Below are 25200 nucleotides of genomic sequence, written 5' to 3' on the forward strand. Positions count from 1 at the left end.
TCATGGAGTTCTTCCGAATCCACCGCGACATTCCGTTCATGCGGCATGCGCTGGTGCTGAACGTCATCTCGGCCGTCACGTTCCTGGCCGCGGTGTTTTTCCTCGTGACGCGGGGGCTGCACCTGTCCATCGAGTTCACCGGCGGCACGGTCATCGAGGTGGCCTACGCGCAGTCGGCCGACATCAACAAGGTGCGCCACGGCGTCGAGGCCCTGGGCCTGGGCGAGGTGCAGGTGCAGAACTTCGGCACCACCCGCGACGTGCTGATCCGTGTGCCGCTGCGTGAAGGCGTCAAGCAGGACGAACTGGTCGGCCAGGTGTTCGGCGCGGTCTGCAAGGCCGAGAACGGCACCGTCGGTGTTCACCAGGAAGTGAGCGACAAGGGCGAGCAGATCTCCCGACCCGATTGCCGGGCGGGCGACACCGAACCGGTGACCTTCAAGCGCAGCGAGTTCGTGGGCCCGCAGGTGGGCAAGGAGCTGGCGCACGACGGCGCGATGGCCCTGGCCTTCGTGGTCGTCGGCATCATGATCTACCTCGCCATCCGCTTCGAATGGAAGTTCGCCGTGTCGGCCATCCTCGCGAACCTGCACGACGTGGTCATCATCCTGGGCTTCTTCGCGTTCTTCCAGTGGGAGTTCTCGCTCACCGTGCTGACGGCCGTGCTCGCGGTGCTCGGCTACTCGGTGAACGAATCGGTCGTGATCTTCGACCGGATCCGCGAGGCGTTCCGCAAGTACCGCAAGCTCACCACGCCGCAAGTGATCGACCACGCCATCACCAGCACCATCAGCCGCACCATCATCACGCACGGCAGCACGCAGCTGATGGTCATCTCGATGCTGTTGTTCGGCGGCCCCACGCTGCACTATTTCGCCGTCGCGCTCACCATCGGCATCTGCTTCGGCATCTATTCGTCGGTGTTCGTGGCCGCGGCCATCGCCATGTGGCTGGGCGTCAAGCGGGAAGACCTTGCCAAGTCGGTTTCCAAGGACCTGGATCCGGACGACCCCAACGCCGGGGCGGTAGTGTAGAGTTAGGCAATCTTCATTCTCCAAGCACCAACCACCCTCCATGGCGACCACTGCCGATTCGTTGGCCCTGGCCGCCCAGGCAAGGCGCTCGTATGTCGAGCGCCTGCTGAGCGGCGTGCCGGGCGTGGTCCATGCTGTCGAGGACGGTGCCCGGCTGCTGGCCACGCAGTCCGCTGAGCACGGACTGCAATACAAGCGGCGCGATGTCGCGGTCGACCTGCGCAAGGCTGCGCCCGCCTGGATCAACGGCATCGTGGCCGCGCTTCGGGGTTCGCTCGGCAACGGCATGGTCGTGCCGTCGCGGCCCGGCGACCTGATGCCCGCCGCGGGCGGTCGCTCGCGCGGCATGTCGCTCGTCGACGACGACACCATCGAGGTCGAGATCCTGAGCTCCCGCCTGGCACTCGCGATGATGGACCGGGCCTCCTGGGAATTCACCGACCTGCGCTCGCGCATGTCCTCGCTCGAGCAGCGCGACGAACTCGACACCCACGACGTGCTGCGTCCGCACGTGCTCGCCCGCATCGTCACCACCACCTGGCGGTCCGCCTCGCTGGGCCAGGACGCCTGGCGCACGCTGCAGGGGGTGTTGCACGAGGAGTTCGCTCACTTCGCCGAAGAGGCTTACCACGAGACGAACCGCTGGCTGATCCAGCAGCGGGTGCTGCCCGAGATCGACCTCCGGCCGTTCATCCGCCGCGCCCGCGCGGCCGGTACCGGCGGGGGCGGTGGCATCGGCGGCCCGGCCATCGTGAACGCGCCGCCGTCCGGGGCCAACAGCGCTTTCGCCCGCACCAACGTCGGCGAGGAAACCCGCCTGATGACCCGCGCCGGCGGATTCGCCCGCGGGTCCGACCACGCCGAGGCCGTGCTCGGGCGCCTCAACCGCCTGATCGGCCGCCAGCTGCCCGACTTCGCCGGCACCGCGCCCATGCCGCCGGCCTCCGCCGAACTGAAGAACGCCATCGCCGACGCCCAGCAGGGCATCCAGCGCCGGCTGAGTGCCGGCCAGGTGGCCGGCGAGGCCGTCAGCACCCCGGCGCTGATGGACGAACTGCACCAGCGCAAGCAGGCGCTGAAGTCGGCTGCCACGTCGCCCGTCGAACGCGCCACCATCGAGATCGTCGCCCTGCTGTTCCAGAGCATCCTCACCGAGGAGCGCATTCCCGCCGCCGTGCGGGTGTGGTTCGCCCGGCTGCAGATGCCGGTGCTGCGGGTGGCCGTCAGTGAACCCGATTTCTTCGCCACGGTGGACCACCCGGCTCGCCGCCTGATCGACCGCATGGGCGCCTGCGTGATGGGGTTCGACAGCACGAGCCGCGCCGTGGGCGACACGCTCGAGAAGGAAATCAAGCGCGTGGTCCAGGTGGTCGAGGCCTACCCCGACACCGGCCGGCGCGTGTTCCAGACCGTGCTCACCGAGTTCGAGAAGTTCCTCGAGAACTACTTCAAGAACGAGAACGAGGCCAGCCGGCGCGGCGTGTCGCTCGCGCAGCAGGTCGAACTTCGCGAGACCCTCGCCATCCAGTACACCATCGAGTTGCGCAAGATGCTCAACGAGGTGCCGGTGCAGGAGGGCGTGCGCGAGTTCCTGTTCCACGTCTGGGCCGACGTGATGGCGATGACGTCGGTGAAGTTCGGCGTCCACAGCGCCGAAACGAAGACCATGAAACGCGTGGCGGCCGACCTGATCTGGTCCGCCAGCGCGAAGGTGTCCCGCGAGGAGCGCGCCGAGGTGATCCGCCGTTTGCCGCCGCTGCTGAAGACGCTGCGCGAGGGCATGGACCACGCCGGTCTGACGCCCGACAAGCAGGACGAACACATCCAGCGCCTGAACAACTCGCTGGCCGCCGCCTTCACCGCGAAGACCGCGGCCATCCCGCGCGAGCGCCTCGAGGAACTGATGGTCAAGCTCGAGACGCTGGAAGAGCTGCTGCCCGACACCGACGACATGGAGATCGACGAGTCCCTCGTGCTCGACCTCTCCGGGCACGAGTCGTCCGAACTCGAGGTGGTGGGCGAGGGCGGTTCCATGCCCACCCCGGCCATGCTGACTTGGGCCCGCGAACTGCAGGTGGGTGGCTGGTACATGCTCGACTACCGCGGCCGCAACGAGGTCGTGCAACTCGCCTGGCAAGGCATGCGCCGCCAGCTGAGCCTGTTCGTCTCGCCCCACGGCCGCGGCATCCTGTTCCAGCAACACCGCCTCGCCGCCTTCCTCCAGGCCGGCCTGCTGGTGCCCGCCCAGGACGAGTCGCTGACGGTGCGCGCCACGCGCAGCGCACTCGCCAAGCTCGACGTCGATCCTTCCCGTTTGCTGAATTAGGCCCCCCAGTCGGCTGGCGCCTCCTGCCCCCGAGCAACTGTGTTCGAAGTCAAGCCGGCAGGCCGTGAATCTCCGGATTCCAGGTCTGCCCGGTACGGGCCATGGCGTTGAGGATGCGCAGCAGCTTGTGGGAACAGGCGGTCAAGGCGACCTTCTTGGGCTTCCCCGCCCCGACGAGCCGAACGTAGAAGGCCTTGATCACCGGATTGAACCTGACCGCCGCCAGGGTGGCCATGTAGAGGGCGCAGCGCACGATGCTGCGACCACCCCAGATCGATCGCTTGCCCCGCTGCTTGCCCGAATCGTTGTTCAACGGGGCCAGCCCGGCGAGCTTGGCTGCTCGGCGACTACCAACGGTGCCGAGTTCGGGCATGAATGCGATCATCGTCGCGCTGGTGGTCTGCGCAACCCCCTTGATGCTCTCCAACCGTGCGTCCAACTCCTGGAAGTGTTCCTTCAGGTGCGTGTGGATGTCGTCGTTGAGCGCGGCGATCTGCTCGTTGAGCGTGAGGATCACGGCATCGATGCTCTTGCGTAGCACGCGCATGGCCCCGGCGCGGCGATTCCTTTCGGCCGTTCGCATGTCCAGCAGCTGGTGACGGCGAACAATCAGGACCCGCAAGGCCTCGACCTGCTCTGGCACGGGTACGAAGCGAATGCCGGCCTGATTCGCCTTGTGCGCCAGGGTGTGGGCGTAATGCGAGAGCGCCCTGGCGTCGATGGCATCCGTCTTGGCCAGGTGACCCTGGCTGCGAGCGAACTCCCTGGCCGCGCGCGGGTTCACGCGGGACACGGACAAGCCTTGGCCGATGAGAAAGCCGATGAGGGCGTTTTCAAGGCCCCCGGTGGCTTCAACCACGATCAAGTTGATCTGTCGGTCGCGCAAATCCTGCCAAAGCAACTCGAATCCGACAGAGTCGTTGCAGGCAGAGTGAGAAACGGCAGAGCCATGAGTGTTCCAGTCGAACTTGGCCTTGGCCACATCGATGCCGATGAACTCACCTGCGGCGACTGCCGGAGTGTCGGAAACAGCAGCGTTTGTCATAGTCCCATCCTTGCAACATACGAAGTGCGTTCAGGTAACTGTTCGGGCTTGGAGACAAACGCAGAACCGTGCACTCACGACTGCTTGGGGGCGAGATCAAGGTCTCAGAGGGGCGACTGGATATGCACGGCGCTGCAAACCTCCACAATCGAGGTTCTCTGCCGACTCGGTGCGGCAGTCAAGCCTCAAGACAAACATACAAGGGGCGCCACGGGTCGGCCGGGAAACCCGGGCTCGCGTGTGGCTTGATCGGACGGCGTCACTTCGCTTGCCTCCCCGCTTCGCGCCCTCGTGTCAGGGCATCGCTGCGCATGCCCGTGGATGTCCGGTGGTGTGCTTGCGAGCCGCATTGCGTGAATGAACCTCGGCGGCCCTGCCCCGGGCCGAGCGCAGCGATGCTCCGACGCGAGAACGCGAATGCGGAAGGCGAGAGAAGCGACGCCGCCGATCAAGCCACCCGCGAGGACGGGTCTCCCGGCCGACCCGGGGCGCCCCTCGGGGGCAGGAGGCGCCAGCCGACTGGGGGGCTCAATGAATCAATCGGTCCGCCTCATCGACGAACAGCTCGTCGAGGATGAGCGCATCCGGCTCTTCGCCCAGGCTCCAGAAGACCATCAGCACGATGATCTTCAGGTCTTCCAGGTCCACGGGGCCACCCGGGATGGCCGTGGCCCGGTCGACGACCATTTCGCGCATGGGCGGGGGCAGCACGCCGGCGGATTCGAGGAAGCTGATGAAGCCGATGCCGTGTTCGCCCAGGTGTTCCTGTTCGCTGGCCGTGTAGACGCGGAGGCTGTCGGCCTTCTGTTCCGTGGCGTACGACTCGCTGGCGTTGGCCAGGCCGTCGAGCCAGGTGAGGGCTTCCTCGATCTCGTCGGTCTCGAAGCCCATGGCGGACAGCTTGCGCGTCAACTGGGCATGGTCGGGACAGGCGTCGGGACGCCAGTAGTTTTCGTACAGGTAGACAAGCACGTCAAACATGAATCCACTATACCCCAAGGTCGGCCGCGCCAAGCCGCCGGGAAACCGTGTTTGCCAAGCAGTTCCGAAGCTGGCCGCGGCGTGGGGTTCAGGGGCTGCCGAGGCGCTGGAAACGCTGCCCGGGCAGGCGGGCGATGCGGCCTTCGATCTCGAGTTCGAGCAGCCGGGCGTTGAGCACCTGGGCGGGCTCGCCGGTGCGTGAAGCCAGTGTGTCCAGGCCGATGGGGTCGTGGCCGAGCGCCGCCAGCACCGGGTCGCGCTCGCCGGCGGGCGCCGGGGCGGCGGCCACTGGAGGCCGGGGCTCCCGGGCGAACCCGTCGACCTCCTCGAGCACGTCCTCGACCGTCTCGACCAGCTTGGCGCCTTGCTTCAGCAGCGCGTGGCAGCCGCGCGACTGGGGCGAATGGATCGAACCCGGAATGGCGAACACCTCGCGCCCCGCGTCGGCCGCGAGCCGGGCCGTGATGAGAGACCCGGAGGCCAGCGCGGCCTCCACGACGAGCGTGCCGCGCGACAGCCCGGCGATGATCCGGTTGCGCTGCGGGAAATGGGGCGACCGGGGTTCGGTGCCCAGTGGGTACTCGCTCACGATCAAACCCTGGTGGCGGATGCGTTCCGCCAGCGCCTTGTGCGGGCGCGGGTACACGAGGTCGAGCCCGGTGCCCACCACCGCGACGGTGCTGGCGGCATGGGGCAGGGCGCCCTCGTGCGCGGCCCCGTCGACGCCGGCGGCGAGCCCGGACACGACGGTGTGGCCGGCTGCGGCCAGCTGGCGGGCGAAATCGGTGGCGTGGGCGAGCCCCTGAGGCGTGGCATGGCGGCTGCCCACCATCGCGATGGCGCGGGCCTGGAGCAGGTCGTGCCGGCCTTCGGCATGCAGCAGAAGGGGCGGGTCGCCCGCTTCCAGCAGGAGGGTGGGGTAGCGCGGGTCGCCGAGCGGGATCAGCGCGCGCGGCGATCCCGGTGGCGGGGCGGCCAGCCAGTCGAGGGTGCGGGCGACGAGGTGCGCGTGGGACGGGGGCGGGCGCGAGAGGGCTGCGCCGAGCGCCTCACCCGCGACGGCGCGCCGGGCCGCCGGACTGGCGGCAAAGATGGCTTCGGCCGACCCGAAGGCGGCGAGCAACCGCCGTGCGGCCGCACGGCCCACGCGGGGTGTGGTGACCAGGCGCAACCACGCGTCCACTTCGCCGGGATCGACGTCGTGCATGGCAGGTCACGCGTGGGGCCGGGCGCAGGGTCGCGGTGGAACTGCGCCCGGGTCGAGGGTCAGGGCGCGGTGAAGCGGTCGCCGGCGCTGACCGGTTCCTTGACCGAGAGGATCAGCGCGTACGACATGCGGTCGAACGTGCGGAACACGTACAGCAGGCCGTGCCGTTCATCGGGCAGCTTCACCGACGGGTTCTTCGGATCGGTGCGGTCGACGATGGTGCGGCCGTTGGTCCACAGCGCGAGCACGTGGCCGGGCTCGAGCCCGTCGCGCTTGCCGCGGTTCAGCGCCACGATCTGGTTCTGGCCGGCGCGCACCGCCTCGCCGTACACGGAGACGATCTGGCCCACCATGTCGCCTTCCGGGGCGCGCGGCACGTGGTTGTAGAACTCGCGTGCCGGCACCGGGGCCAGGCGGTCACCGGTGGTGATTTCCTGGCGGGTGCTGGTGATGGTGAAGGTGTCGGGGACGATGGCCGTGGTGTCGGCCAGGTTCGTGCCGGGGGCGTCGGCGCGGCGGGTCAGTTCGACGGTGCCGAGGTACACGGCTTCGTAGCCCAGGATCTCGCGGGTGGTGGGGTCGACCAGGGGCGCCGGCTCGCGGAAGACGCGGAAGTTGCGCTGGCCCTGCAGGTCACCACGGGTGTAGGCGAGGTCACCCTTCGTGAGCAGCTTGCGGTTTTCCTGGGCGGCGACGATGCGCGGCGCGGCTGCGAGCGCATTGGGCTCGAAGATGACGGCTTCGTTCAGGAACGGCTCGATCTGGGCCAGGTTGATGGCCGGGATGCCCGCGTTGACGTCGGACGCACGGATGCGCGGCGACAGCCGGCCACCGGCGCCCACGGGTTCACCGACCCGCAGGCGGCCACGGCCGTTCGACTTGTCGAGGAACAGCACCTGGCCCGGGTAGATCAGGTGGGGGTTGCGGATCTGGTCCATGTTCATGCCCCACAGCTCGGGCCAGCGCCACGGGCTCTTGAGGAAGAGCTTGGAGATGTCCCACAGCGTGTCGCCGGACTTGACGGTGTAGCTGTCAGGGGCGTTCGGGGACAGCTCGGACAGCGGAACGCCTTCTTGGGCGACCTGCTGGGCGGTGCTGCGCTGCTTGGGCGTGATCGGGTAGTTGCCGGCCTGGGCCCACGCGACACCGGCGCCGAACGCCAGCAGGGCAGCCAGGGCGGTGGCGCGAGGAGCGGTCAAGGCCGCTTTTTTGGCGGAACGCAGGGCAAAACGATGGCTTCGGATCATGAAGGTAGGTCTCCGGTCGCGCAGGCAGCACAATGGCTGAAATGTAAGCTTGCCGAAGCCCGCTGGGCGCCGGGCGCCTCCAGTTCGGCGAAAATCTTCATTCAGTTTCACAGATTCTGCCCATAAACCCTTGATATCGCAACGAAAGTGACCAGCTGATACCTCTGCGACAAGCCGCATTACGGGGCCTGTTGTTGTGTGGTGTCCACACGGGATCCATGCCAGGAGTCCTGTCCGGTTGCCGACTCGAACGCCGTTTTTGCCATGGCCAAGCTCTCCATCCTCCGCTATCCCGACCCCCGTCTGCACACCGTCGCCAAACCTGTCTCGGTGGTGGATGACCGCATCCGCCAGCTGGCGGACGACATGCTGGAACTCATGTACCAGGCCGACGGCGTCGGCCTGGCCGCCACGCAGGTGGACGTGCACGAGCGGGTGATCGTCATCGACACGTCCGAGGGCCGTGACGACCCGCGCGTGCTGATCAACCCCGAGCTGATCGCCCGCAGCGAGGAGATGACCTTCGCCGACGAAGGCTGCCTCTCCGTGCCGTCCGTCTACGACAAGGTCAAGCGCCACGCCCGCGTGACCGTGCGCGCGCTCGGCCGCGACGGCCAGCCGTACGAGTTCGAGGCCGAGGGCCTGCTGTCCGTCTGCGTGCAGCACGAGATGGACCACCTGATGGGCAAGGTGTTCGTCGAGTACCTGAGCCTGCTCAAGCGCGACCGCATCAAGACCAAGATGCTCAAGAAGACCCGCGACGAGCAGTAATGAACGTCGTTTTCGCCGGCACCCCCGAGTTCGCCCAGGTCGCGCTCGAGGCCCTCGTGGCCGCGGGGCACGTGGTGCCCCTCGTGCTGACCCAGCCCGACCGGCCGTCCGGCCGCGGCATGAAGCTCCACCCGTCGCCGGTGAAGGCCGCGGCGCTGGCCCATGGCATCGAGGTGGCCCAGCCGCGCAGCCTGCGGCTCGATGGCAAGTACCCCGACGACGCGGCCGCCGCGCGCGAGCGCCTGCTGGCCGCGAAGCCCGACGTGATGGTGGTCGCCGCCTACGGCCTGATCCTGCCCCAGTGGGTGCTGGACCTGCCCGCCCGCGGCTGCCTGAACATCCACGCCTCGCTGCTGCCGCGCTGGCGCGGCGCGGCGCCCATCCACCGCGCCATCGAGTCGGGCGACGCCGAGACCGGCATCACCATCATGCAGATGGATGCGGGCCTGGACACGGGCGACATGCTGCTCGAGGCTCGCGAGCCCATCGGCCCGGACGACCGCACCGCCTCGCTGCACGACCGCCTCGCCGCCATGGGCGGCCGCCTGATCGTCGACGCGCTGGCCCGGCTCGACCAGCTGACGCGCGTGCCGCAGCCGGCCGAGGGCATCACCTACGCCCACAAGATCGAGAAGGCCGAGGCCGAGGTCGACTGGACCCGACCCGCGGCCGTGATCGAGCGCCGCATCCGCGCGTTCGACCCGTTCCCCGGCGCCTCGGGCAGGCTCGGCGGCGACACGGTGAAGCTGTGGTCCGCCCGGGTCGGCACCGACTCCGGCGCGCCGGGCACCGTGCTGGGCACGTCCTCCGACGGCGTGCGCGTGGCCTGCGGCGAGGGCAGCCTCGTCGTGACCGAACTGCAGCGGCCCGGCGGCAAGCGGGTGTCGGCTGCGCAGTTCCTGCAGTCGGCCGGCGACCTCGCCGGGCAGGTGTTCGCGCCCCACGGCGCTTGAACTTCCGGGCGCGGCGCGCATCTGAGGGGGCGTAGACGTCCTTCTTTTACGGAAACCACCATGTTCAACATCCTGAAGACCGCCGTGCTGATGGCCGCGATCACCGCGCTGTTCATGGCGATCGGGTCCCTGATCGGCGGGCAGAGCGGCATGATGATCGCGCTGCTCGTGGCGATCGGCATGAACTTCTTCAGCTACTGGTTCTCGGACAAGATGGTGCTGAAGATGTACAACGCGCAGGAGGTGGACGAAACGTCCGCCCCGCAGTTCTACAACATGGTGCGCGAGCTCGCGCAACGTGCCCAGCTGCCGATGCCGAAGGTCTACCTGATCCAGGAGGACGCCCCCAACGCGTTCGCCACCGGCCGCAACCCCGACCACGCCGCGGTGGCCGCCACCACGGGCATCCTGCGCGTGCTGTCCGACCGCGAGCTGCGCGGCGTGATGGCGCACGAACTCGCCCACGTGAAGCACCGCGACATCCTGATCAGCACCGTCAGCGCCACCATGGCCGGTGCCATCTCCATGCTCGCGAACTTCGCGATGTTCTTCGGCGGGCGCGACAGCGAGGGCCGCAGCCACAACCCCATCGTCGGCATCCTCGTGATGTTCCTCGCCCCGCTGGCCGCCAGCGTGATCCAGATGGCCATCAGCCGCGCCCGCGAGTTCGAGGCCGACCGTGGCGGCGCCGAGATCTCGGGCGACCCGCAGGCGCTCGCCAGCGCGCTGCAGAAGATCGAGCACTACGCCCGCGGCATCCCCATGGCCGCCGCCGAGCGCCACCCCGAGACCGCGCAGATGATGATCTCCAACCCGCTGTCCGGCGGCGGGCTGCGGGGGCTGTTCTCGACCCACCCGTCCACCGAGGAACGTGTGGCGCGCCTGCTCGCGATGCGCTGAACGCCCCTGGGGCGCGGGACGGGCCCTCAAGCAGGGCCCGTCTTGACCGATATCCCGTGCAGAACTACCCTCTCGCCCCATGTTTCGCCTGCCCCTCCTGACCGCCGCCGCCCTGTCCGCCCTGCTGCTGGCCGGGTGCGACCTCCTCGGGGACTCGCCGGAGAAGATCGCCGCCGCGCGCGAGGCCGACGGCCGGGCCATCGGCGGGGCGTGCCGCCATGCGGGCCGCGCCATCGAGGACTGCTACGCGCTGAACAAGAAGGCCGACAAGGCCGCCGTGTTCGCCGGCTGGCGCGACATGAACGACTACATGCGCGAGAACAAGATCGACACGGTGGCCCCGCAGGTCACCCCGCCGGTCGCCGGCGCCCGCAAGGGCGAGGCGAAGGCGGACGAGGGCAACGTCGCCTCGTCCGAGCCGGGCGAGAGCGTGGTCCAGATCGAGCGCAAGCCCGCCAAGGCCACCGCGAAGCCGCACGACGGCGAACACTGATCCCCGGCGGGTCGGCGCAAGACCCAGTGCCCGCGTCGGACGGGCACGTCCCCGTACCATCGCGCCCATGCATTCGTTCCGCTCGGCCTTCGCCCATCCGCAGTTCCGCGTGGGCGTCAAGGACATGGCCGACGTGTCGCCCGGCGTCGCCGCCTGGTCCCTCGTGACCGGGGTCGCGATGGTCAAGGCCGGCCTCGGCGTGCCCCTCGCCCTCTTCATGAGCTTCACCGTGTACGCCGGCAGCGCCCAGCTCGCCGCGCTGCCGCTGCTCGCCGTCGGCGCCCCGCTGTGGGTGATCTGGGCCACCGCCGTCTGCGTGAACCTCCGCTTCGTCATCTTCAGCGCCCAGCTGCGCCCCTACTTCCAGCACCTGCCGCTGCGGTGGCGCCTCGCCGCCGGCTACCTCACGGCCGACCTGACCTACGTGCTCTTCATGAAGCGGCATCCGGTGCCGGGCGACCGCGAGAGCCAGATGGCCTACTTCTGGGGCAACGCGTCGATGAACTGGCTGTCGTGGCAGGTGCCGTCGGTCGTGGGCATCCTGCTCGCGAACGTGATCCCCACCGACTGGGGCCTCGGGTTCGCCGGCGTGCTGGCGCTGCTGGGCCTCGGCTACTCGCTCACGTCCGACCGCGCGACCGCCGTCTCCGCGGTCATCGCGGGCACCGCGGCCGTGGCCGCGTTCGCGCTGCCGTTCCGGCTGCACATCGTCGTGGCCATCGCCGCGGGCGTGTGCGTGGGGCTGCTGATGGACCGCACCGCGAAGGCCGCGCCATGACCGGCTGGTTCGCCATCGTCGCGATCACGGGGCTCGCGCTCATCACCGTCGCCACCCGCTGCTTCTTCATCGCCACCGAACGCGAGCTGCCGATGCCTGGCTGGCTGCGCCGCGGCCTGCGCTACGCGCCGCTCGCCGCGCTGGCCGCCGTCGTGGTGCCCGAGGTGGTGATGACGCAGGACCACCTGATCCACACGTGGCGCGATGCGCGCCTCTTCGCCGTCGTGGCGGCCACCGCGTGGTTCTTCTGGCGGCGCACGATGCTCGGCACCATCGTCTCGGGCATGGTGGTGCTCGTCCCGCTCAAGCTGTGGCTCGGATGGTGACGATCCCATGACACGCGGGCGAACGATCGTGCTGGAAGTCGTTCGCAAAAACGGGCCGCTTTGATGTCCAATAGGGGGTTGACGGGAGCACGCTCCCCACCGAACTCATCACTACCCCCAAGCGTCAATCCATGAACGTCATCCGCTTTGAAGATCTCGTGGCCCAGGGCCAGGCCGCCGGCAAACGCGTGTTCATCCGCGCCGACCTGAACGTGCCGCTCGACGATGCCGGCCAGATCACCGAAGACACCCGGGTGCGTGCATCGGTGCCCTGCATCGAGCTGGCGCTGAAGGCCGGTGCCGCCGTGATGGTCACGTCCCACCTGGGCCGTCCCGTCGAAGGCGAGTTCAAGCCGGAAGACTCGCTCGCCCCGGTCGCCAAGCGCCTGGGCGAACTGCTGGGCCGCGACGTGCCCGTGGTCGCCAACTGGGTCGACGGCGTCGACGTGAAGCCGGGCCAGGTCGTGCTGCTCGAGAACGTGCGCGTCAACAAGGGCGAGAAGAAGAACAGCGAGGAACTCTCGAAGAAGCTCGCCGCGCTGTGCGACATCTTCGTGCACGACGCGTTCGGCACCGCCCACCGCGCCGAGGCCTCCACCTACGGCATCGCCCAGTTCGCCCCGATCGCCTGCGCCGGCCCGCTGCTGGCCGCCGAGATCGACGCCGTCACGAAGGCCCTCGCCGCTCCCAAGCGCCCGCTGGTCGCCATCGTCGCCGGCAGCAAGGTCAGCACGAAGCTCACCATCCTCAAGTCTCTCTCCGAGAAGGTCGACGGCCTGATCGTCGGCGGCGGCATCGCCAACACCTTCCTGCTGGCCGCCGGCCTGCCCATCGGCAAGTCGCTCGCCGAGCCCGACCTGGTGAATGAAGCCAAGGCCGTGATCGAGGGCATGAAGGCCCGCGGCGCCGCGGTGCCCATCCCCGTCGACGTCGTCACCGCGAAGGCCTTCGCCGCCGACGCACCCGCCACCGTCAAGGCCGTGGCCGACGTGGCCGCCGACGACCTCATCCTCGACATCGGCCCGAAGACCGCAGCCATCCTCGCCGACCAGCTCAAGGCCGCCGGCACCATCGTCTGGAACGGCCCGGTCGGCGTGTTCGAGTTCGAGGCCTTCTCGCACGGCACCGAGACGCTCGCCCGCGCCATCGCCGCGTCCAGCGCGTTCAGCATCGCCGGCGGCGGCGACACGCTCGCGGCCATCGCGAAGTACGGCATCGAGAAGGACGTCGGCTACATCTCCACCGGCGGCGGCGCCTTCCTCGAGGTGCTGGAAGGCAAGACCCTGCCGGCCTTCGAGATTCTCGCGAAGCGCGCGGCGGGCTGAGCGCCCCGCCGCCGCCCAGGTCCACAGTTTCCCTCGGGGCCCGCGACACCCGCAGCCCCGTTTGCTTCCTCACCGATCGGCGGTCGATCCCGTCGATCCCTCTTCACCGCTACCCCTGTTCGGAGAATCGATTCATGCCCCGCGCCACCAAGATCGTCGCCACCCTTGGCCCCGCTTCCAGTTCCCGTGAGGTGCTCGAGCGGATGATCCGCGCCGGCGTCGACGTGGTCCGCATGAACTTCTCGCACGGCACCGCGCAGGACCACATCGACCGCGCCACGCTCGTGCGCGAGGTCGCCCGCGCCGCCGGCAAGGAAGTGGCCATCATGGCCGACATGCAGGGCCCCAAGATCCGCGTCGGCAAGTTCGAGGGTGGCAAGACCGTGCTCGAACCCGGGCAGGCCTTCATCCTCGATGCCACGATGAAGGAACTGGGCAACAACGAACGCGTGGGCCTCGACTACAAGGAACTGCCGCGCGACGTGCGCCCCGGCGACACGCTGCTGCTCAACGACGGCCTGCTGCGCCTGACCGTCGAGAAGGTGGTGGGCGAGCAGGTCCACACCACGGTCGTGATCGGTGGCGACCTGTCCAACAACAAGGGCATCAACAAGGCCGGCGGCGGCCTGACGGCCCCGGCGCTCACCGCGAAGGACATGGAAGACATCAAGACCGCGATGAGCTTCCAGTGCGAGTACCTCGCCATCAGCTTCCCGAAGAGCGCGACCGACATGGAGATGGCGCGCCAACTGGCGAACGTCGCCGGCGAACCGTGGCGCCACAAGCCCGCGCTGATCGCCAAGATCGAGCGCACCGAGGCCATCCCCGCGCTCGAGGCCATCCTGCGGGCCAGCGACGGCATCATGGTCGCGCGCGGTGACCTGGCGGTCGAGGTGGGCAACGCCGCGGTGCCGGCGCTGCAGAAGCGCATGATCAAGATGGCCCGCGAGATGGACCGCGTCGTGATCACCGCCACGCAAATGATGGAGTCGATGATCGTGAACCCGGTGCCCACGCGCGCCGAGGTGAGCGACGTCGCCAACGCCGTGCTCGACGGCACCGACGCCGTGATGCTCAGCGCCGAGACGGCCGCGGGCCGCTATCCGGTGGAGACCGTCGAGATGATGGCCGCCATCTGCGTCGAGGCCGAGAACGCGGAAGAGATCGCGCTCGACGCGAGCTTCACGAACAAGAAGTTCGGCCGCATCGACCAGTCCATCGCGATGGGCGCGCTGTTCACCGCGTACCACCTGGGGTGCAAGGCCATCCTCGCGCTGACCGAGTCGGGCTCCACGGCGCTCTGGATGAGCCGCAACAAGATCCACGTCCCGATCTACGGCCTCACCTCGCAGCTCGCCAGCCAGCGCCGCATGGCGCTGTACCGCAACGTGAACGCGGTGCTGATGCCCAATTTCAGCGACCGCGAGGAGGCGTTGCGCCACGCGGAGGCGCTGCTCATCGAGCAGGGCGTTCTGAAGCCGGGCGACACCTACGCCATCACCTGCGGCGAGCCGATGGGCTACCCGGGCGGCACCAACATGCTGAAGGTGGGCCGGGTCGGCTGACCCGGCGCGGGGTCAGGCGGGGACGTTCAGTCCCACTTGACCCCGATGCCCGTGACCCACACGGTGTCGACCTTGTTGACGCCGATGCCGGGGTCGCTGTCGAAGCGGTAGGTCCAGCCGGCCGTGAGGCTGAGCGCGGAATTGATGGCCACCGACAGGCCCGCGTCGAACACCACGCGGTACTCGCCGCTGTTCTTCAGGTTCGGGAACACGCCGAGCTTCTGCCGGATCGACGTGGTGTCGGTGAGCTTGTGGCTCGACGATTCGCTGAGCACGCCTTCCACGCGGCCGTACTCGTCGCGCAGCGCGCCGGCCACCTGTGCGGGGCGCACGTACCGGTCTTCCGTGTAGCCGAGGCCGCCGGACACGTCCCAGGTGTTCTCGGACGTGCGCACCACGTGGTAACCCACGCCGGTGAACGCCGAGGTCCGCAGGTGGATGTTCGCCGGGTGGTCGCGAAGCGCGTCGAGCTTGCCGAAGCCGAACCAGTCGCGCGTGAAGTCGCGGTCGTACTGGGTGTTGAGGTACAGGTTCGCGCCGGTGCGGGTGTCGTTGGTCTCGGCGTAGAAGCCGCGCACCGCGAGGTTCAGCTTGCTGTCGTCGGTGATGCGCGCGGCCTCGCCGGTGACGTTGAGCTGGGTCGAGTCCGTGTTGCCCGAGGTCTTGCTGCCGCCCAGGCTCGCGGCGAACTTCCACACCGCATCGCTGCCCAGATCCGGCGCGTCCCCGGGGACGACCCGGCGGTCCGGCACGGTGAGCAGGGGGGGGACCTGGGCCAGCGCAGGCCCCACCGTGGCCAGCCCGAGGGCGCTGGCGAACAACAACTTTCCACGGCGGGACATGGCCGACTCCTGCTTCAAAGGGGGGTGAGGGAATGGAACACACGGGCAAGCCGCGTGCCGACACCACTATAGGGAGCAGGAATGGCCAGGGCCTGTTCGGCCCTTTGCTGCAGTGCGGTAATTTTTTCAGGCGCGCACGCTGCGCACCATTGCGGCTACGGCCGCCGACATGTTCACGGGCTGCAGGTCCAGGCCGGGGTGATCGGCCGCCTGCACGCGGAAGAGCTCGTCGGCGAAGCCATGGCCGATGCGGTCGACGCCGTCGAAGTCGATCTCCGCACGCAGGAACTCCCCGAGGCGCGAGGCCACGCGGCGCGCCTGGGCGCGCGATTCGAGGCCCACGTCGGGCGAGGTCATCAGGCGGACAGGCACCACGGTGCGGTCGAAGCCCACGCCGGCGCCGTCGAGGCTCCAGGCGTTGAGCACGGTCTCGAGCGAACGGGTCGTGTCGAGCGCAATGGCGGCGTACACCGAGGTGCCGCGGCGCTTGAGGGCGCGGGCCGGGCGCCAGCCCGAGGTCTCCCAGTCGCGCTGCTGGAAGGCGACCTCGTTGGCGTGCAGGTCGAACACGTCGGCGAGCTTCGAGGTGAAGAAGAGGCCTCGGCCGGTGTGGCGCTTGGCTTCGCTCGTGAGCTTGCCCTTGCTCAGCTCGAAGATGGCGAGGTGCGGGTCGTCGATGTCGAAGGCCGCCTCGATCTTGTCGAAAAGGCCGCGGCCGTCGTCGGACACCAGCAGCTGCACGTGGCTCGGCGTCTGGCGCAGCGACACGGTCACGCTCGTGCCTTCACTGTGGTCGATCGCGTTGTTGAGCAGCTCGACGAACGCGTGCTGGGTCATCTGGCGCACGTGCGGCGGCAGGTGGAAGAAGGGGGCGAAGTCGCGCGACCAGGGCACGTCCTCCTGCAGGCCCGACAGGGTGTACTGCTGCACCACCTGGCGCAGCAGGCCGGGGCGGTACATGGGCTTGCGCGGCGTGCCGCTGCGCTCCAGCCAGTTCAGCGCCACCAGTCGGGCCAGCGCCTTGTTCACCGTCGCACGGGTCAGGCCGGTGCGCTCCACCACCTGGCGCGCGAGGTCGTTCGGGTGCTGGACGGCGGCGGCCGTGATCCAGAGGCACAGGGAGTGGATGTCGATGCGGGCCATGGCAAGGTCGGGTTCCTGACGGACAGGAAACCAGTGTCCGGCCGGTCCGGCCAGGCCTTGAGCCGGAAAAGAAGGTGTTCCGCGGTGCAGTTCCGGCGTTGCGCCGAAACCTCGGGCTTCATCGATCAAGCGATCTTTCCCCCTGATCGAGCGTGGCGGGCATGGGGGTTGCCAAGAGGTCTGACGACTAAAATCAACCCATCACGGCCGCCCGCGGCCCGTTGTGCGCCTTCCGGCGCACGCGCTCAAGGTTTTTCACTCTCTGGACGTTCCATCATGCCTCTCGTCTCAATGCGCCAGTTGCTGGACCACGCCGCCGAAAACGGTTACGGAATCCCGGCCTTCAACGTCAACAACCTCGAGCAGGTGCAGGCCGTCATGGCCGCGGCCGACGAAGTCGGCGCCCCGGTGATCCTGCAGGCCTCGGCCGGCGCCCGCAAGTACGCCGGCGAGCCCTTCATCAAGCACCTGATCCAGGCCGCCGTCGAAGCCTTCCCGCACATCCCGCTCGTGATGCACCAGGACCACGGCACCTCGCCCAAGGTCTGCGAGGGCGCCATCGGCCTCGGCTTCGGCTCGGTCATGATGGACGGCTCGCTGATGGACGACGGCAAGACGCCCGCGTCCTTCGACTACAACGTCGACGTGACCCGCCGCGTGGTCGAGATGGCCCACAAGGTGGGCGTCACCGTCGAAGGCGAGCTGGGTTGCCTCGGCAACCTCGAGACCGGTGACGCCGGCGAGGAAGACGGCATCGGCGCCGTCGGCAAGCTGGACCACAGCCAGATGCTGACCGACCCCGAGGAGGCCGCCACCTTCGTGAAGGCCACGCAGCTCGACGCGCTGGCCATCGCCATCGGCACCAGCCACGGCGCCTACAAGTTCTCGCGCAAGCCCACGGGTGACATCCTCGCGATCAGCCGCGTGAAGGAGATCCACAAGCGCATCCCCAACACCCACCTCGTGATGCACGGCTCGTCCAGCGTCCCGCAGGAACTGCTGGCCATCATCAACCAGTACGGCGGCAAGATGAAGGAGACCTTCGGCGTGCCCGTCGAGGAAATCCAGGAAGCCATCAAGTACGGCGTGCGCAAGATCAACATCGACACCGACATCCGCCTCGCGATGACGGGTGCGGTGCGCAAGTTCCTGGCCGAGAATCCCGACAAGTTCGACGCCCGCGAATGGCTCAAGCCGGCCCGCGAAGCCGCGAAGGCTGTCTGCAAGCAGCGCTACCTCGAGTTCGGCTGCGAAGGCCAGGCCGCCAAGATCAAGGCGATCCCGCTCGACCAGATCGCCACGAAGTACGCCAAGGGTGAGCTGGCGCAGACCGTGAACTGAACGCCCGGTCCGGTTTCAACCGCCCACGAAGGCCCGCGTTCTAGAATGCGGGCCTTCTTCTTTTGTTTTACCGAAAGCCCGGCCCATGACTGCCGCCCTGCTCCAATCGACGATCCGCTCCCTCCCGCTGCTGGCCCAGGGCAAGGTCCGGGACAACTACGCGGTCGGCGAGGATCGCCTGCTGATGATCGCCACCGACCGCCTCAGCGCGTTCGATGTGGTGATGGGTGAACCCATCCCCGGCAAGGGCGCGCTGCTCACGCAGATGGCCCTCTTCTGGTTCGACCGCCTGGGCGGCATCGTGCCGAACCACCTGACCGGCGAGAACCCGGAATCGGTGGTGGCCGCCGACGAGCGCGAGCAGGTGCGTGACCGCGCCATGCTGGTCAAGCGCCTGAAGCCGCTGCCCGTCGAGGCCGTGGTGCGCGGCTACCTCGCCGGCAGCGGCTGGACCGAGTACCAGGCCAGCCGCTCGGTGTGTGGCGTCAAGCTGCCCGAAGGCCTGAAGAACGCGAGCCGCCTGCCCGAGCCCATCTTCACGCCGGCCACGAAGGCCGAGATGGGCGACCACGACGAGAACATCTCGTTCGAGCGCATGGTGGAGATCATCGGCGCCGACCTCGCCACGAAGGTGCGCGACGTGTCGATCCGCCTCTACAGCCGCGCCGCCGAGATCGCGCTGGCCAAAGGCATCATCATCGCCGACACGAAGTTCGAGTTCGGCCTCGACGAACACGGCACGCTCACGCTGATGGACGAGGTGCTCACGCCCGATTCGTCCCGCTTCTGGCCGGTGGAAGGCTACGGCGCCGCGTTCGCCGCCGGCAAGAACCCGCCCAGCTACGACAAGCAGTTCGTGCGCGACTGGCTCGAGCAGGCGCGTGTCGACGGCCAGCCCTGGAACAAGACGGCGCCGGCCCCCGCGTTGCCTGCCGACGTGGTGGCCAACACGGCGGCCAAGTACCGCGAAGCGCTCCAACGGCTGACGGCTTGACGCGATGGCCTCGCGCCTTCTGAGCCGGCTCGACGCGGAGATCGCTGCGGCCCGGCATCCGCTGAAGGCCGACTGCCTGCGCGCCGAGCGCGCGGGCTTCCTCGCACGCCAGGGGCACCTCGACGAGGCCCGCCAGGTGCTGTCCACGCTGCACATGCAGTACGCGGCCAACCCGCACGCGGTGATGAGCGCATGGCTGAGCCTCGGGGAAGGCCTGCTCAGCCACTTCAGCGACCTGGGCCCGGCCGCGCACGACCGCATGCGCCGGGCGTACGCGCTGAGCGGTGCCGCGCGCGACATGAAGCTCCATGCGCTGTCCGCGGCCTGGCTCGCGCACATGGACTACACCCAGTACGACTTCGACGCCATGGTGCGTCACGTCGGCGAGGCGCTGTCGCTCGCCGAACCCGGCGACCACGGCACCCGTTCGCGTGCCTGCCTCGTGATCGCGCAGGCCTACCACTTCGGCGGCCGCTACGACCTCGCCCAGCCCTGGTACGCGAAGGTGCGCCTGCACGGCAACGCCGACGGCGACGAGGCCACGCTGAGCGCGCTGATGCACAACATGGCCTGGCTGCACGCGAGCCATGCGCGCCAGCAGGCGCTGACCGCGTCCGGCGAGGGCGTGGCCACGCCGCAGATGCTGATGAGCGCGGAGTCCACCGGCAACTTCGACCAGCTGGTGGGCACCGCGTCGCTCGACGCGCTGGTGCCCATCCTGCGCGCCCAGATCCTCTCGCTGCAGGGCCGGCCCGCCGACGCCCTCGTGCTGTACGACCAGCACCTGGCCTCGGCCATGGTGCAGGGCCTGGCGCGCATGCAGGGCAGCCTGCGTGCCGACATGGCGTGGTGCCGCTACCAGCTGGGCCAGCACCGCGAGGCCATGCGCGACGCGGTGGAAGCCGCCCAGGCCGCCGAACACGAGACCGACCTCGACGACCGCGCCGCGGCCCACAGCCGCCTGTTCCGGGTGTTCACCGAACTCGGCGAGCCCGAAACGGCGGCCCGCCATGCGGTGCGCGCCGACAGCGACTGGAAGGCCCACGTGCGCGACCAGCTGGCCGTGGTGGCCAGCCTGAACCGGCTGACCGAGGCGCTGCCCGCCTGAAGAAGCATGTCATCCCGGCGGAGGCCGGGACCTTCGGCGTCTGCCCGGGGCCCCGGCTTTCGCAGGGGTGACGGCTTGTTCTTTTCAGAACAGCGTCATGCTCAGCCGGCGGCGGTACTGGTCGACCACCGGATCGGCCGGCGCGGTGTTCACCTTGCCCGCCACCTCCAGCGCCCCCTTGGGCGCGGCATCGGCCTTCGGCGCGGCCGCCGGCTTGGTCATCAGCTCGAGGATGGCCACGTAGGTCTTGCGTGCCAGTTCTTCCTTCCACGCCTTGTCGCGCATCAGGATCTCGAGCAGTTCGTCCATCGCCTCGGTGAAGCGCTGGGCGGCGAAGTGGGTCTGGGCCAGCTCGAAGCGGGCGTCGAAGTCGCGCTTGTTGGCGGCGATGGCGGCGGCCAGGGCTTCGGGCGCGCGGGCCGTGGCGGCCTTCTCCTGGGCGTCGATCCAGTGGCCGGCGGCGGCCAGTCGGGCGTCGAACTGCACCTTGCTGGCCACCGGCTCGAACGCGCGGCGGGCTTCGTCGGTGCGGCCCAGCGTCAGCAGGGCGCGCAGGTAGTCGTTGCGGATCGCGTCGTTCGCGGGGTCGATGGCCACGGCTTCCTGCAGGCGCTCGAGCGCGCTCTCCGGGTTGCCCTCGGCCAGCAGTTCGTCGGCCAGCGCGGCTTCCTCGCCGGCCTCGGCCTCCTCGGGGCTCGCCACGTGCTTGTCGAGGAACTCGCGCAGCTTGGCCTCGGGCAGGGCGCCCACGAAGCCGTCGACGGGCTGGCCTTCCTTGAAGAGCACGCAGAACGGGATGCTGCGCACCCCGAACATCTGGGACAGCTGGCCGGAGATCTCCGGCTGTTCGTCGGCATTGAGCTTCGCAAGCTTGAACCGCCCGGCGTACGAGACCTCCAGGGCCTCCAGCACGGGGGTGAGCTGCTTGCAGGGACCGCACCACGGCGCCCAGATGTCGAGCAGCACCGGCTGCTCCAGGGATGCGTTGATCAGGTCGGTCTCGAAATTCTGAATGGTGATGTCCATGGTGTCCCAGCCGTCGGGCAATGAGGGGCGGCCGGCCCGCGCCGCCTACAATCCGGTTCTGTTCAGCACTTGGAGCGAGCCTTGAGCAGCGCCCCCGTGGTAGGTGTGGTGATGGGGTCCAGCAGCGACTGGGAGACCCTTCGCCTCTCTACCGAGATTCTCGCCGAGTTCGGCATTCCCTTCGAGGCCCGCGTGGTCTCGGCCCACCGCATGCCGGACGACATGTTCGCGTATGCCGAAAGCGCGGCCGGCCGCGGCCTGCGCGCCATCATCGCCGGTGCCGGCGGCGCGGCCCACCTGCCGGGCATGATCGCGGCCAAGACCACGGTCCCCGTGCTCGGCGTGCCGGTCGCCAGCCGCCACCTGCAGGGTGTCGACTCGCTGCATTCCATCGTCCAGATGCCCAAGGGCATCCCGGTCGCCACGTTCGCCATCGGCACGGCCGGCGCCGCCAATGCGGCGCTGTTCGCGGTCGCGATGCTCGCCACCGGAGACGAGTCGCTGCGCGCGAAGCTCGATGCCTACCGCGCCCGCCAGACCGAGGTGGCCCGCGCGATGACCGCCGACCTGAAGTAACCCCAAACGCCGCCCGTCCGTTCGTGTCCAAGACTTCCTACATCGCCCCCGGCGCCACGCTCGGCGTGCTCGGCGGCGGCCAGCTCGGCCGCATGTTCGTCCATGCCGCGCAGCGCGCCGGCTACTTCACCGCCGTGCTCGACGCCGATGCCGACAGCCCGGCCGGCACCGTCTCCCACCACCACGTGAAGACGGGCTACCGCGACGAGGCCGGCCTGGCCGAACTCGCCCGCGTGTCGGCGGCGGTCACCACCGAGTTCGAGAACGTGCCGGCCGACGCGCTGCGCACGCTCGCGGCCACGCGCCCGGTGGCGCCGTCGGGCGACGCGGTGGCCACGTGCCAGGACCGCGCCGTCGAGAAAGCCCACATCGTTCGCTGCGGCGTGCCGTGCGCGCCCCACGCGGTCATCGAGACCGAGGCCCAGCTCGCCGCGGTCACCGACGACCTGCTGCCGGGCATCCTCAAGACCTCGCGCCTCGGCTACGACGGCAAGGGCCAGGTGCGGGTGAACACCCGCGCCGAGCTGGCCACGGCCTGGGCCGACCTCAAGCGCGTGCCGTGCGTGCTCGAGAAGCGCCTGCCGCTTGCCTACGAGGTCAGTGTGATCGTGGCCCGCGGCGCCTCCGGCGACGTGGTGCACTTCCCGCTGCAGCAGAACCTGCACCGCGACGGCATCCTGGCCGTCACCACGGTGCCCGCGCCCGACGTCACGCCGGCCGTGCAGCAGCAGGCCGTGGCCGCCGCGGAAAAGATCGCGTCCACCCTCGGCTACGTGGGCGTGCTGTGCGTCGAGTTCTTCGTGCTGGCCGACGGCAGCCTCGTCGCCAACGAGATGGCCCCGCGCCCGCACAACTCCGGGCACTACACGATGGACGCCTGCGACCGGTCCCAGTTCGACCTGCAGGTCCACACGCTCACGAACACGCCGCTCGTGGCCCCGCGCCTGCATTCGAGCGCGGTGATGCTGAACCTGCTCGGCGACCTGTGGTTCCCGGGTGGCGCGGCCACCGCCGTCGAACCCGCCTGGGACCGTGTGCTGGCGCTGCCGGGCACCCACCTGCACCTGTACGGCAAGACCGAGGCGCGTGCCGGCCGCAAGATGGGCCACCTGAACGTCACCGCGGCCACCCCGGCCGAGGCGCGCGACGTGGCGCTGCGCGCCGCCGCCGTGCTGGGCCTGGCGGCCTGGTGAGCGGAGGGCCTCCGATGCTGCTCGACGGCCGGGATCCCGCCGCCATCGACCGCGCCGCCCAGGCGCTGGCCGACGGCGACCTCGTGGGCATTCCCACCGAAACGGTCTACGGCCTCGGTGCCCGCGCCGACGACGACGCGGCCGTGGCCAAGGTCTTCGCCGCGAAGGGCCGCCCGGCCGACCACCCGTTGATCGTGCACGTGGCGGACGCCGCCGGCGCACGCGCCTTCGCGGCCGACTGGCCGGCCGTGGCGCAGCGCCTCGTGCAGGTGTTCTGGCCGGGCCCGCTGACCGTCATCGTGCCGCGTGCCCCCGGCATGGCCGCCGCCGCCGCGGGCGGGCAGGACACCGTCGGCCTGCGCTGCCCGGGCCACCCGGTGGCGCACGCGCTGCTGGTGGCCGCGCGCGAGCGGGGCGTGGCCGGTGTGGCCGCCCCCAGCGCGAACCGTTTCGGCCGCATCAGCCCCACGCGTGCCGAACACGTCGTCGACGAGTTCGAGCCGGGCCTGCTGGTGCTGGACGGCGGCGCGTGCGACGTGGGCATCGAGTCGAGCATCGTCGACTGCTCGCGCGGCCACCCCGTGCTGCTGCGCCCCGGCGTGCTCACCCGCGCGCAACTGGAGGCCGCGGCCGGTGAACCGCTGCGCGACCGCGACCAGCAGGCGCCGCGCGCGTCCGGCACGCTCGAGGCGCACTACGCCCCGCGCGCGAAGCTGCGCCTGATGGCCGGCCCCATGCTCAAGACGGCGCTCGAGATGGTCGACGGCGCCCCATTGAAGCTGGCGGTATATTGCCGGACGGTGCCCTTCGGGGCCGCCGGCCGGGCGCTCTGGCGCCGGATGCCCGACCGCCCCGATGCCGCCGCCCACGAATTGTTCTCTGTCCTGCGCGAACTCGACGCGGAGGGCGTGGCTCTGATCTGGGTCGAGGACCCGCCGCCCGGCCCCGAGTGGGACGGGGTGCGGGACCGCCTTTCGCGAGCCGCCGCGTCGTGACGCGCGCGGCCCTTCATGTTTCTGGAGTGTTCATGTCTTTTTTCCGTGACCTGTCGATCGTTTCCGCCCGCCGGCCCCTCGTGGCCACCGTGCTGGCTTCGGCATTGCTGGCCGCCTGTGGCGGCGGCGAACAGGAGGAAACCTTCCAGCCCACCCGCATCGTGGCGGTGGGCGACGAGAACACGCTGATCAACCCCGATGGCAGCCAGTACTCGGTGAACAACGTCAGCGTCTCGGCCACCACGAATCCGAACGGCGTCCCCTGCATCAACAACCCGATCTGGGTCCAGTACGTCGCCGCCGACTACGGCCTCTCGTTCGGTGAATGCCGCGGTGCCGCCACCGACGCCACGCGCAAGTACGCCGTGATGCTCGCCCAGGTGGGCCAGACGGTGGACCAGGCCGCGGCGGCCCTGGCCGGCGTGTCGCCGGCGCTCAACCAGAACGACCTGGTCACGCTGATGGTCGGCTCGCACGACCTGCTGGCCATCGTGGGCACGAACAAGACGCCCAACGCCGCCGACCGCGAGGCGATGATCACCGCCGCGGAGAAGCGGGGCGAGGCGCTCGGCGACGTGGTGCTGAACACGATCGCCACCGGCGCGCGCATCCTCATCACCACCGTGCCGTACCTGAACACCGCGCCCGTCGTCGTGGCCGAGGGCTACGACGCCAACCTGCTGTACGAGATGTCCACCGCCTTCAACGACGGGCTGAACGCGCGCATGTCGCTGGTCCCGGGCGGTGGTGGCCGCAGCGGTGCCATCGTCGAGGTCGACCAACTGGTGAACTCGTACTACCTCAACAGCGGCGCGGCCTACAACGCGATCACCAACCGCGTGGCGGCGGCCTGCCAGACGGCCGGCGCGCCCACGCCGGACGCCGACCTGGACACCTGCAAGACGACCGACGTCACGACGGCCAGCCCGATCTACTACCTGTGGGCCGGCCGCATGCAGTACGGCACCATCACCCACGGCCTGCTGGGACAGACGGCCCTGCAGCGCATCCGCGCGAACCCGCTCTGATCG

General features: G+C 69.4%; 24 protein-coding genes. 17 read left to right on the top strand and 7 right to left on the bottom strand.

All coding sequences use genetic code 11. The features are described from left to right. The first annotated feature begins 2 nt into the window (after positions 1-2). Together secF and A4W93_RS02840 are read left to right on the top strand one after the other, a co-directional pair. The gene (secF, locus tag A4W93_RS02835; protein ID WP_085749161.1) at positions 3-1034 is read left to right on the top strand and encodes a protein translocase subunit SecF; all 1032 of its coding nucleotides are present in this window, start codon (positions 3-5) and stop codon (positions 1032-1034) included. Positions 1035-1074: 40 nt separating this feature from the next. Further along, positions 1075-3360: a DUF1631 family protein gene (locus tag A4W93_RS02840; protein WP_085749162.1), complete on the top strand. Its 2286-nt coding sequence runs from the start codon at positions 1075-1077 to the stop codon at positions 3358-3360. Positions 3361-3409: 49 nt separating this feature from the next. Here A4W93_RS02840 and A4W93_RS02845 read toward each other — a convergent pair whose 3' ends face one another. From A4W93_RS02845 to A4W93_RS02860, 4 genes are all read right to left on the bottom strand, one after another. Beyond that, positions 3410-4405 carry an IS110 family RNA-guided transposase gene (locus A4W93_RS02845; RefSeq protein WP_085749163.1) on the bottom strand — a complete coding sequence of 332 codons (996 nt, stop codon included), beginning with the start codon at positions 4403-4405 and terminating at the stop codon, positions 3410-3412. Positions 4406-4933: 528 nt separating this feature from the next. Continuing rightward, positions 4934-5386 (bottom strand): Smg family protein, encoded by a 453-nt coding sequence (locus A4W93_RS02850; protein ID WP_085749164.1) that lies wholly within the window; start codon positions 5384-5386, stop codon positions 4934-4936. Between the two features lie 88 nt (positions 5387-5474). Further along, the gene (gene dprA / locus A4W93_RS02855) at positions 5475-6593 is read right to left on the bottom strand and encodes a DNA-processing protein DprA (RefSeq protein WP_085749165.1); all 1119 of its coding nucleotides are present in this window, start codon (positions 6591-6593) and stop codon (positions 5475-5477) included. 59 nt (positions 6594-6652) lie between these two features. Then, positions 6653-7792 (bottom strand): LysM peptidoglycan-binding domain-containing protein, encoded by a 1140-nt coding sequence (locus A4W93_RS02860; protein ID WP_237357675.1) that lies wholly within the window; start codon positions 7790-7792, stop codon positions 6653-6655. A 312-nt stretch (positions 7793-8104) separates the two neighbouring features. Between A4W93_RS02860 and def the strand changes: the two genes are divergently transcribed. The 8 genes from def (at position 8105) to pyk (ending at position 14951) form a co-directional block, all read left to right on the top strand. Beyond that, positions 8105-8611 (top strand): peptide deformylase, encoded by a 507-nt coding sequence (gene def, locus A4W93_RS02865; RefSeq protein ID WP_085749167.1) that lies wholly within the window; start codon positions 8105-8107, stop codon positions 8609-8611. Further along, positions 8611-9564 (top strand): methionyl-tRNA formyltransferase, encoded by a 954-nt coding sequence (fmt, locus tag A4W93_RS02870; protein WP_085749168.1) that lies wholly within the window; start codon positions 8611-8613, stop codon positions 9562-9564. The genes def and fmt overlap by 1 nt, the downstream gene beginning before the upstream one ends. Positions 9565-9624: 60 nt before the next feature. Next, positions 9625-10464 carry a zinc metalloprotease HtpX gene (gene htpX / locus A4W93_RS02875; protein ID WP_085749169.1) on the top strand — a complete coding sequence of 280 codons (840 nt, stop codon included), beginning with the start codon at positions 9625-9627 and terminating at the stop codon, positions 10462-10464. Positions 10465-10543: 79 nt separating this feature from the next. After that, positions 10544-10957 (top strand): hypothetical protein, encoded by a 414-nt coding sequence (locus tag A4W93_RS29445; protein ID WP_085749170.1) that lies wholly within the window; start codon positions 10544-10546, stop codon positions 10955-10957. A 67-nt stretch (positions 10958-11024) separates the two neighbouring features. Further along, positions 11025-11735: an AzlC family ABC transporter permease gene (locus A4W93_RS02885; RefSeq protein ID WP_085749171.1), complete on the top strand. Its 711-nt coding sequence runs from the start codon at positions 11025-11027 to the stop codon at positions 11733-11735. Next, the gene (locus A4W93_RS02890; protein ID WP_085749172.1) at positions 11732-12061 is read left to right on the top strand and encodes an AzlD domain-containing protein; all 330 of its coding nucleotides are present in this window, start codon (positions 11732-11734) and stop codon (positions 12059-12061) included. Before A4W93_RS02885 ends, A4W93_RS02890 begins: the two co-directional genes overlap by 4 nt. A gap of 131 nt (positions 12062-12192) precedes the next feature. Further along, the gene (locus A4W93_RS02895; RefSeq protein ID WP_085749173.1) at positions 12193-13386 is read left to right on the top strand and encodes a phosphoglycerate kinase; all 1194 of its coding nucleotides are present in this window, start codon (positions 12193-12195) and stop codon (positions 13384-13386) included. Between the two features lie 134 nt (positions 13387-13520). After that, positions 13521-14951, top strand: a complete 1431-nt coding sequence (pyk, locus tag A4W93_RS02900) for a pyruvate kinase (protein WP_085749174.1) — start codon at positions 13521-13523, stop codon at positions 14949-14951. Positions 14952-14977: 26 nt separating this feature from the next. Here the strand turns inward: pyk and A4W93_RS02905 are convergent, their stop codons facing one another. Together A4W93_RS02905 and A4W93_RS02910 are read right to left on the bottom strand one after the other, a co-directional pair. Next, entirely contained in the window at positions 14978-15793 is an 816-nt protein-coding gene (locus tag A4W93_RS02905; protein ID WP_085749175.1) for a DUF481 domain-containing protein, read from the bottom strand. A gap of 126 nt (positions 15794-15919) precedes the next feature. Beyond that, the gene (locus A4W93_RS02910; protein WP_085749176.1) at positions 15920-16936 is read right to left on the bottom strand and encodes an ATP-binding protein; all 1017 of its coding nucleotides are present in this window, start codon (positions 16934-16936) and stop codon (positions 15920-15922) included. Positions 16937-17212: 276 nt separating this feature from the next. Between A4W93_RS02910 and fba the strand changes: the two genes are divergently transcribed. The 3 genes from fba (at position 17213) to A4W93_RS02925 (ending at position 20379) form a co-directional block, all read left to right on the top strand. After that, a complete protein-coding gene (fba, locus tag A4W93_RS02915; protein ID WP_085749177.1) occupies positions 17213-18277 on the top strand; it encodes a class II fructose-bisphosphate aldolase in 1065 nt (354 codons plus the stop codon). An 85-nt stretch (positions 18278-18362) separates the two neighbouring features. Next, complete coding sequence (locus A4W93_RS02920) at positions 18363-19271, top strand: phosphoribosylaminoimidazolesuccinocarboxamide synthase (protein WP_085749178.1); 909 nt, start codon at positions 18363-18365, stop codon at positions 19269-19271. Between the two features lie 4 nt (positions 19272-19275). Beyond that, a complete protein-coding gene (locus A4W93_RS02925) occupies positions 19276-20379 on the top strand; it encodes a tetratricopeptide repeat protein (protein WP_085749179.1) in 1104 nt (367 codons plus the stop codon). Between the two features lie 84 nt (positions 20380-20463). Here the strand turns inward: A4W93_RS02925 and A4W93_RS02930 are convergent, their stop codons facing one another. Next, positions 20464-21405, bottom strand: a complete 942-nt coding sequence (locus tag A4W93_RS02930) for a tetratricopeptide repeat protein (protein WP_085754018.1) — start codon at positions 21403-21405, stop codon at positions 20464-20466. A 111-nt stretch (positions 21406-21516) separates the two neighbouring features. On the opposite strand from A4W93_RS02930, the gene purE reads away from it, so the two are divergent. From purE to A4W93_RS02950, 4 genes are read left to right on the top strand one after another with little or no spacing between them, the layout of a single operon-like run. After that, the gene (gene purE / locus A4W93_RS02935; protein WP_085749180.1) at positions 21517-21981 is read left to right on the top strand and encodes a 5-(carboxyamino)imidazole ribonucleotide mutase; all 465 of its coding nucleotides are present in this window, start codon (positions 21517-21519) and stop codon (positions 21979-21981) included. Between the two features lie 23 nt (positions 21982-22004). Further along, the gene (locus A4W93_RS02940; RefSeq protein WP_085749181.1) at positions 22005-23174 is read left to right on the top strand and encodes a 5-(carboxyamino)imidazole ribonucleotide synthase; all 1170 of its coding nucleotides are present in this window, start codon (positions 22005-22007) and stop codon (positions 23172-23174) included. Between the two features lie 14 nt (positions 23175-23188). Then, positions 23189-24169 (top strand): L-threonylcarbamoyladenylate synthase, encoded by a 981-nt coding sequence (locus A4W93_RS02945; RefSeq protein WP_085749182.1) that lies wholly within the window; start codon positions 23189-23191, stop codon positions 24167-24169. A gap of 32 nt (positions 24170-24201) precedes the next feature. Beyond that, positions 24202-25197, top strand: coding sequence for an SGNH/GDSL hydrolase family protein (locus tag A4W93_RS02950; RefSeq protein ID WP_085749183.1), 996 nt, complete (start codon positions 24202-24204; stop codon positions 25195-25197). Positions 25198-25200: the final 3 nt, after the last annotated feature.

Source organism: Piscinibacter gummiphilus (assembly GCF_002116905.1).
Classification (GTDB): Bacteria; Pseudomonadota; Gammaproteobacteria; order Burkholderiales; family Burkholderiaceae_C; genus Rhizobacter; species Rhizobacter gummiphilus.

What these genes read in the sequence shown, in the direction of transcription:
- secF (WP_085749161.1), top strand. Translation starts at nt 3, where the DNA reads ATGGAGTTCTTCCGAATCCACCGCGACATTCCGTTCATGCGGCATGCG.
- A4W93_RS02840 (WP_085749162.1), top strand. Translation starts at nt 1,075, where the DNA reads ATGGCGACCACTGCCGATTCGTTGGCCCTGGCCGCCCAGGCAAGGCGC.
- A4W93_RS02845 (WP_085749163.1), bottom strand. Translation starts at nt 4,405, where the DNA reads ATGACAAACGCTGCTGTTTCCGACACTCCGGCAGTCGCCGCAGGTGAG.
- A4W93_RS02850 (WP_085749164.1), bottom strand. Translation starts at nt 5,386, where the DNA reads ATGTTTGACGTGCTTGTCTACCTGTACGAAAACTACTGGCGTCCCGAC.
- dprA (WP_085749165.1), bottom strand. Translation starts at nt 6,593, where the DNA reads ATGCACGACGTCGATCCCGGCGAAGTGGACGCGTGGTTGCGCCTGGTC.
- def (WP_085749167.1), top strand. Translation starts at nt 8,105, where the DNA reads ATGGCCAAGCTCTCCATCCTCCGCTATCCCGACCCCCGTCTGCACACC.
- fmt (WP_085749168.1), top strand. Translation starts at nt 8,611, where the DNA reads ATGAACGTCGTTTTCGCCGGCACCCCCGAGTTCGCCCAGGTCGCGCTC.
- htpX (WP_085749169.1), top strand. Translation starts at nt 9,625, where the DNA reads ATGTTCAACATCCTGAAGACCGCCGTGCTGATGGCCGCGATCACCGCG.
- A4W93_RS29445 (WP_085749170.1), top strand. Translation starts at nt 10,544, where the DNA reads ATGTTTCGCCTGCCCCTCCTGACCGCCGCCGCCCTGTCCGCCCTGCTG.
- A4W93_RS02885 (WP_085749171.1), top strand. Translation starts at nt 11,025, where the DNA reads ATGCATTCGTTCCGCTCGGCCTTCGCCCATCCGCAGTTCCGCGTGGGC.
- A4W93_RS02890 (WP_085749172.1), top strand. Translation starts at nt 11,732, where the DNA reads ATGACCGGCTGGTTCGCCATCGTCGCGATCACGGGGCTCGCGCTCATC.
- A4W93_RS02895 (WP_085749173.1), top strand. Translation starts at nt 12,193, where the DNA reads ATGAACGTCATCCGCTTTGAAGATCTCGTGGCCCAGGGCCAGGCCGCC.
- pyk (WP_085749174.1), top strand. Translation starts at nt 13,521, where the DNA reads ATGCCCCGCGCCACCAAGATCGTCGCCACCCTTGGCCCCGCTTCCAGT.
- A4W93_RS02905 (WP_085749175.1), bottom strand. Translation starts at nt 15,793, where the DNA reads ATGTCCCGCCGTGGAAAGTTGTTGTTCGCCAGCGCCCTCGGGCTGGCC.
- A4W93_RS02910 (WP_085749176.1), bottom strand. Translation starts at nt 16,936, where the DNA reads ATGGCCCGCATCGACATCCACTCCCTGTGCCTCTGGATCACGGCCGCC.
- fba (WP_085749177.1), top strand. Translation starts at nt 17,213, where the DNA reads ATGCCTCTCGTCTCAATGCGCCAGTTGCTGGACCACGCCGCCGAAAAC.
- A4W93_RS02920 (WP_085749178.1), top strand. Translation starts at nt 18,363, where the DNA reads ATGACTGCCGCCCTGCTCCAATCGACGATCCGCTCCCTCCCGCTGCTG.
- A4W93_RS02925 (WP_085749179.1), top strand. Translation starts at nt 19,276, where the DNA reads ATGGCCTCGCGCCTTCTGAGCCGGCTCGACGCGGAGATCGCTGCGGCC.
- A4W93_RS02930 (WP_085754018.1), bottom strand. Translation starts at nt 21,405, where the DNA reads ATGGACATCACCATTCAGAATTTCGAGACCGACCTGATCAACGCATCC.
- purE (WP_085749180.1), top strand. Translation starts at nt 21,517, where the DNA reads ATGGGGTCCAGCAGCGACTGGGAGACCCTTCGCCTCTCTACCGAGATT.
- A4W93_RS02945 (WP_085749182.1), top strand. Translation starts at nt 23,189, where the DNA reads ATGCTGCTCGACGGCCGGGATCCCGCCGCCATCGACCGCGCCGCCCAG.
- A4W93_RS02950 (WP_085749183.1), top strand. Translation starts at nt 24,202, where the DNA reads ATGTCTTTTTTCCGTGACCTGTCGATCGTTTCCGCCCGCCGGCCCCTC.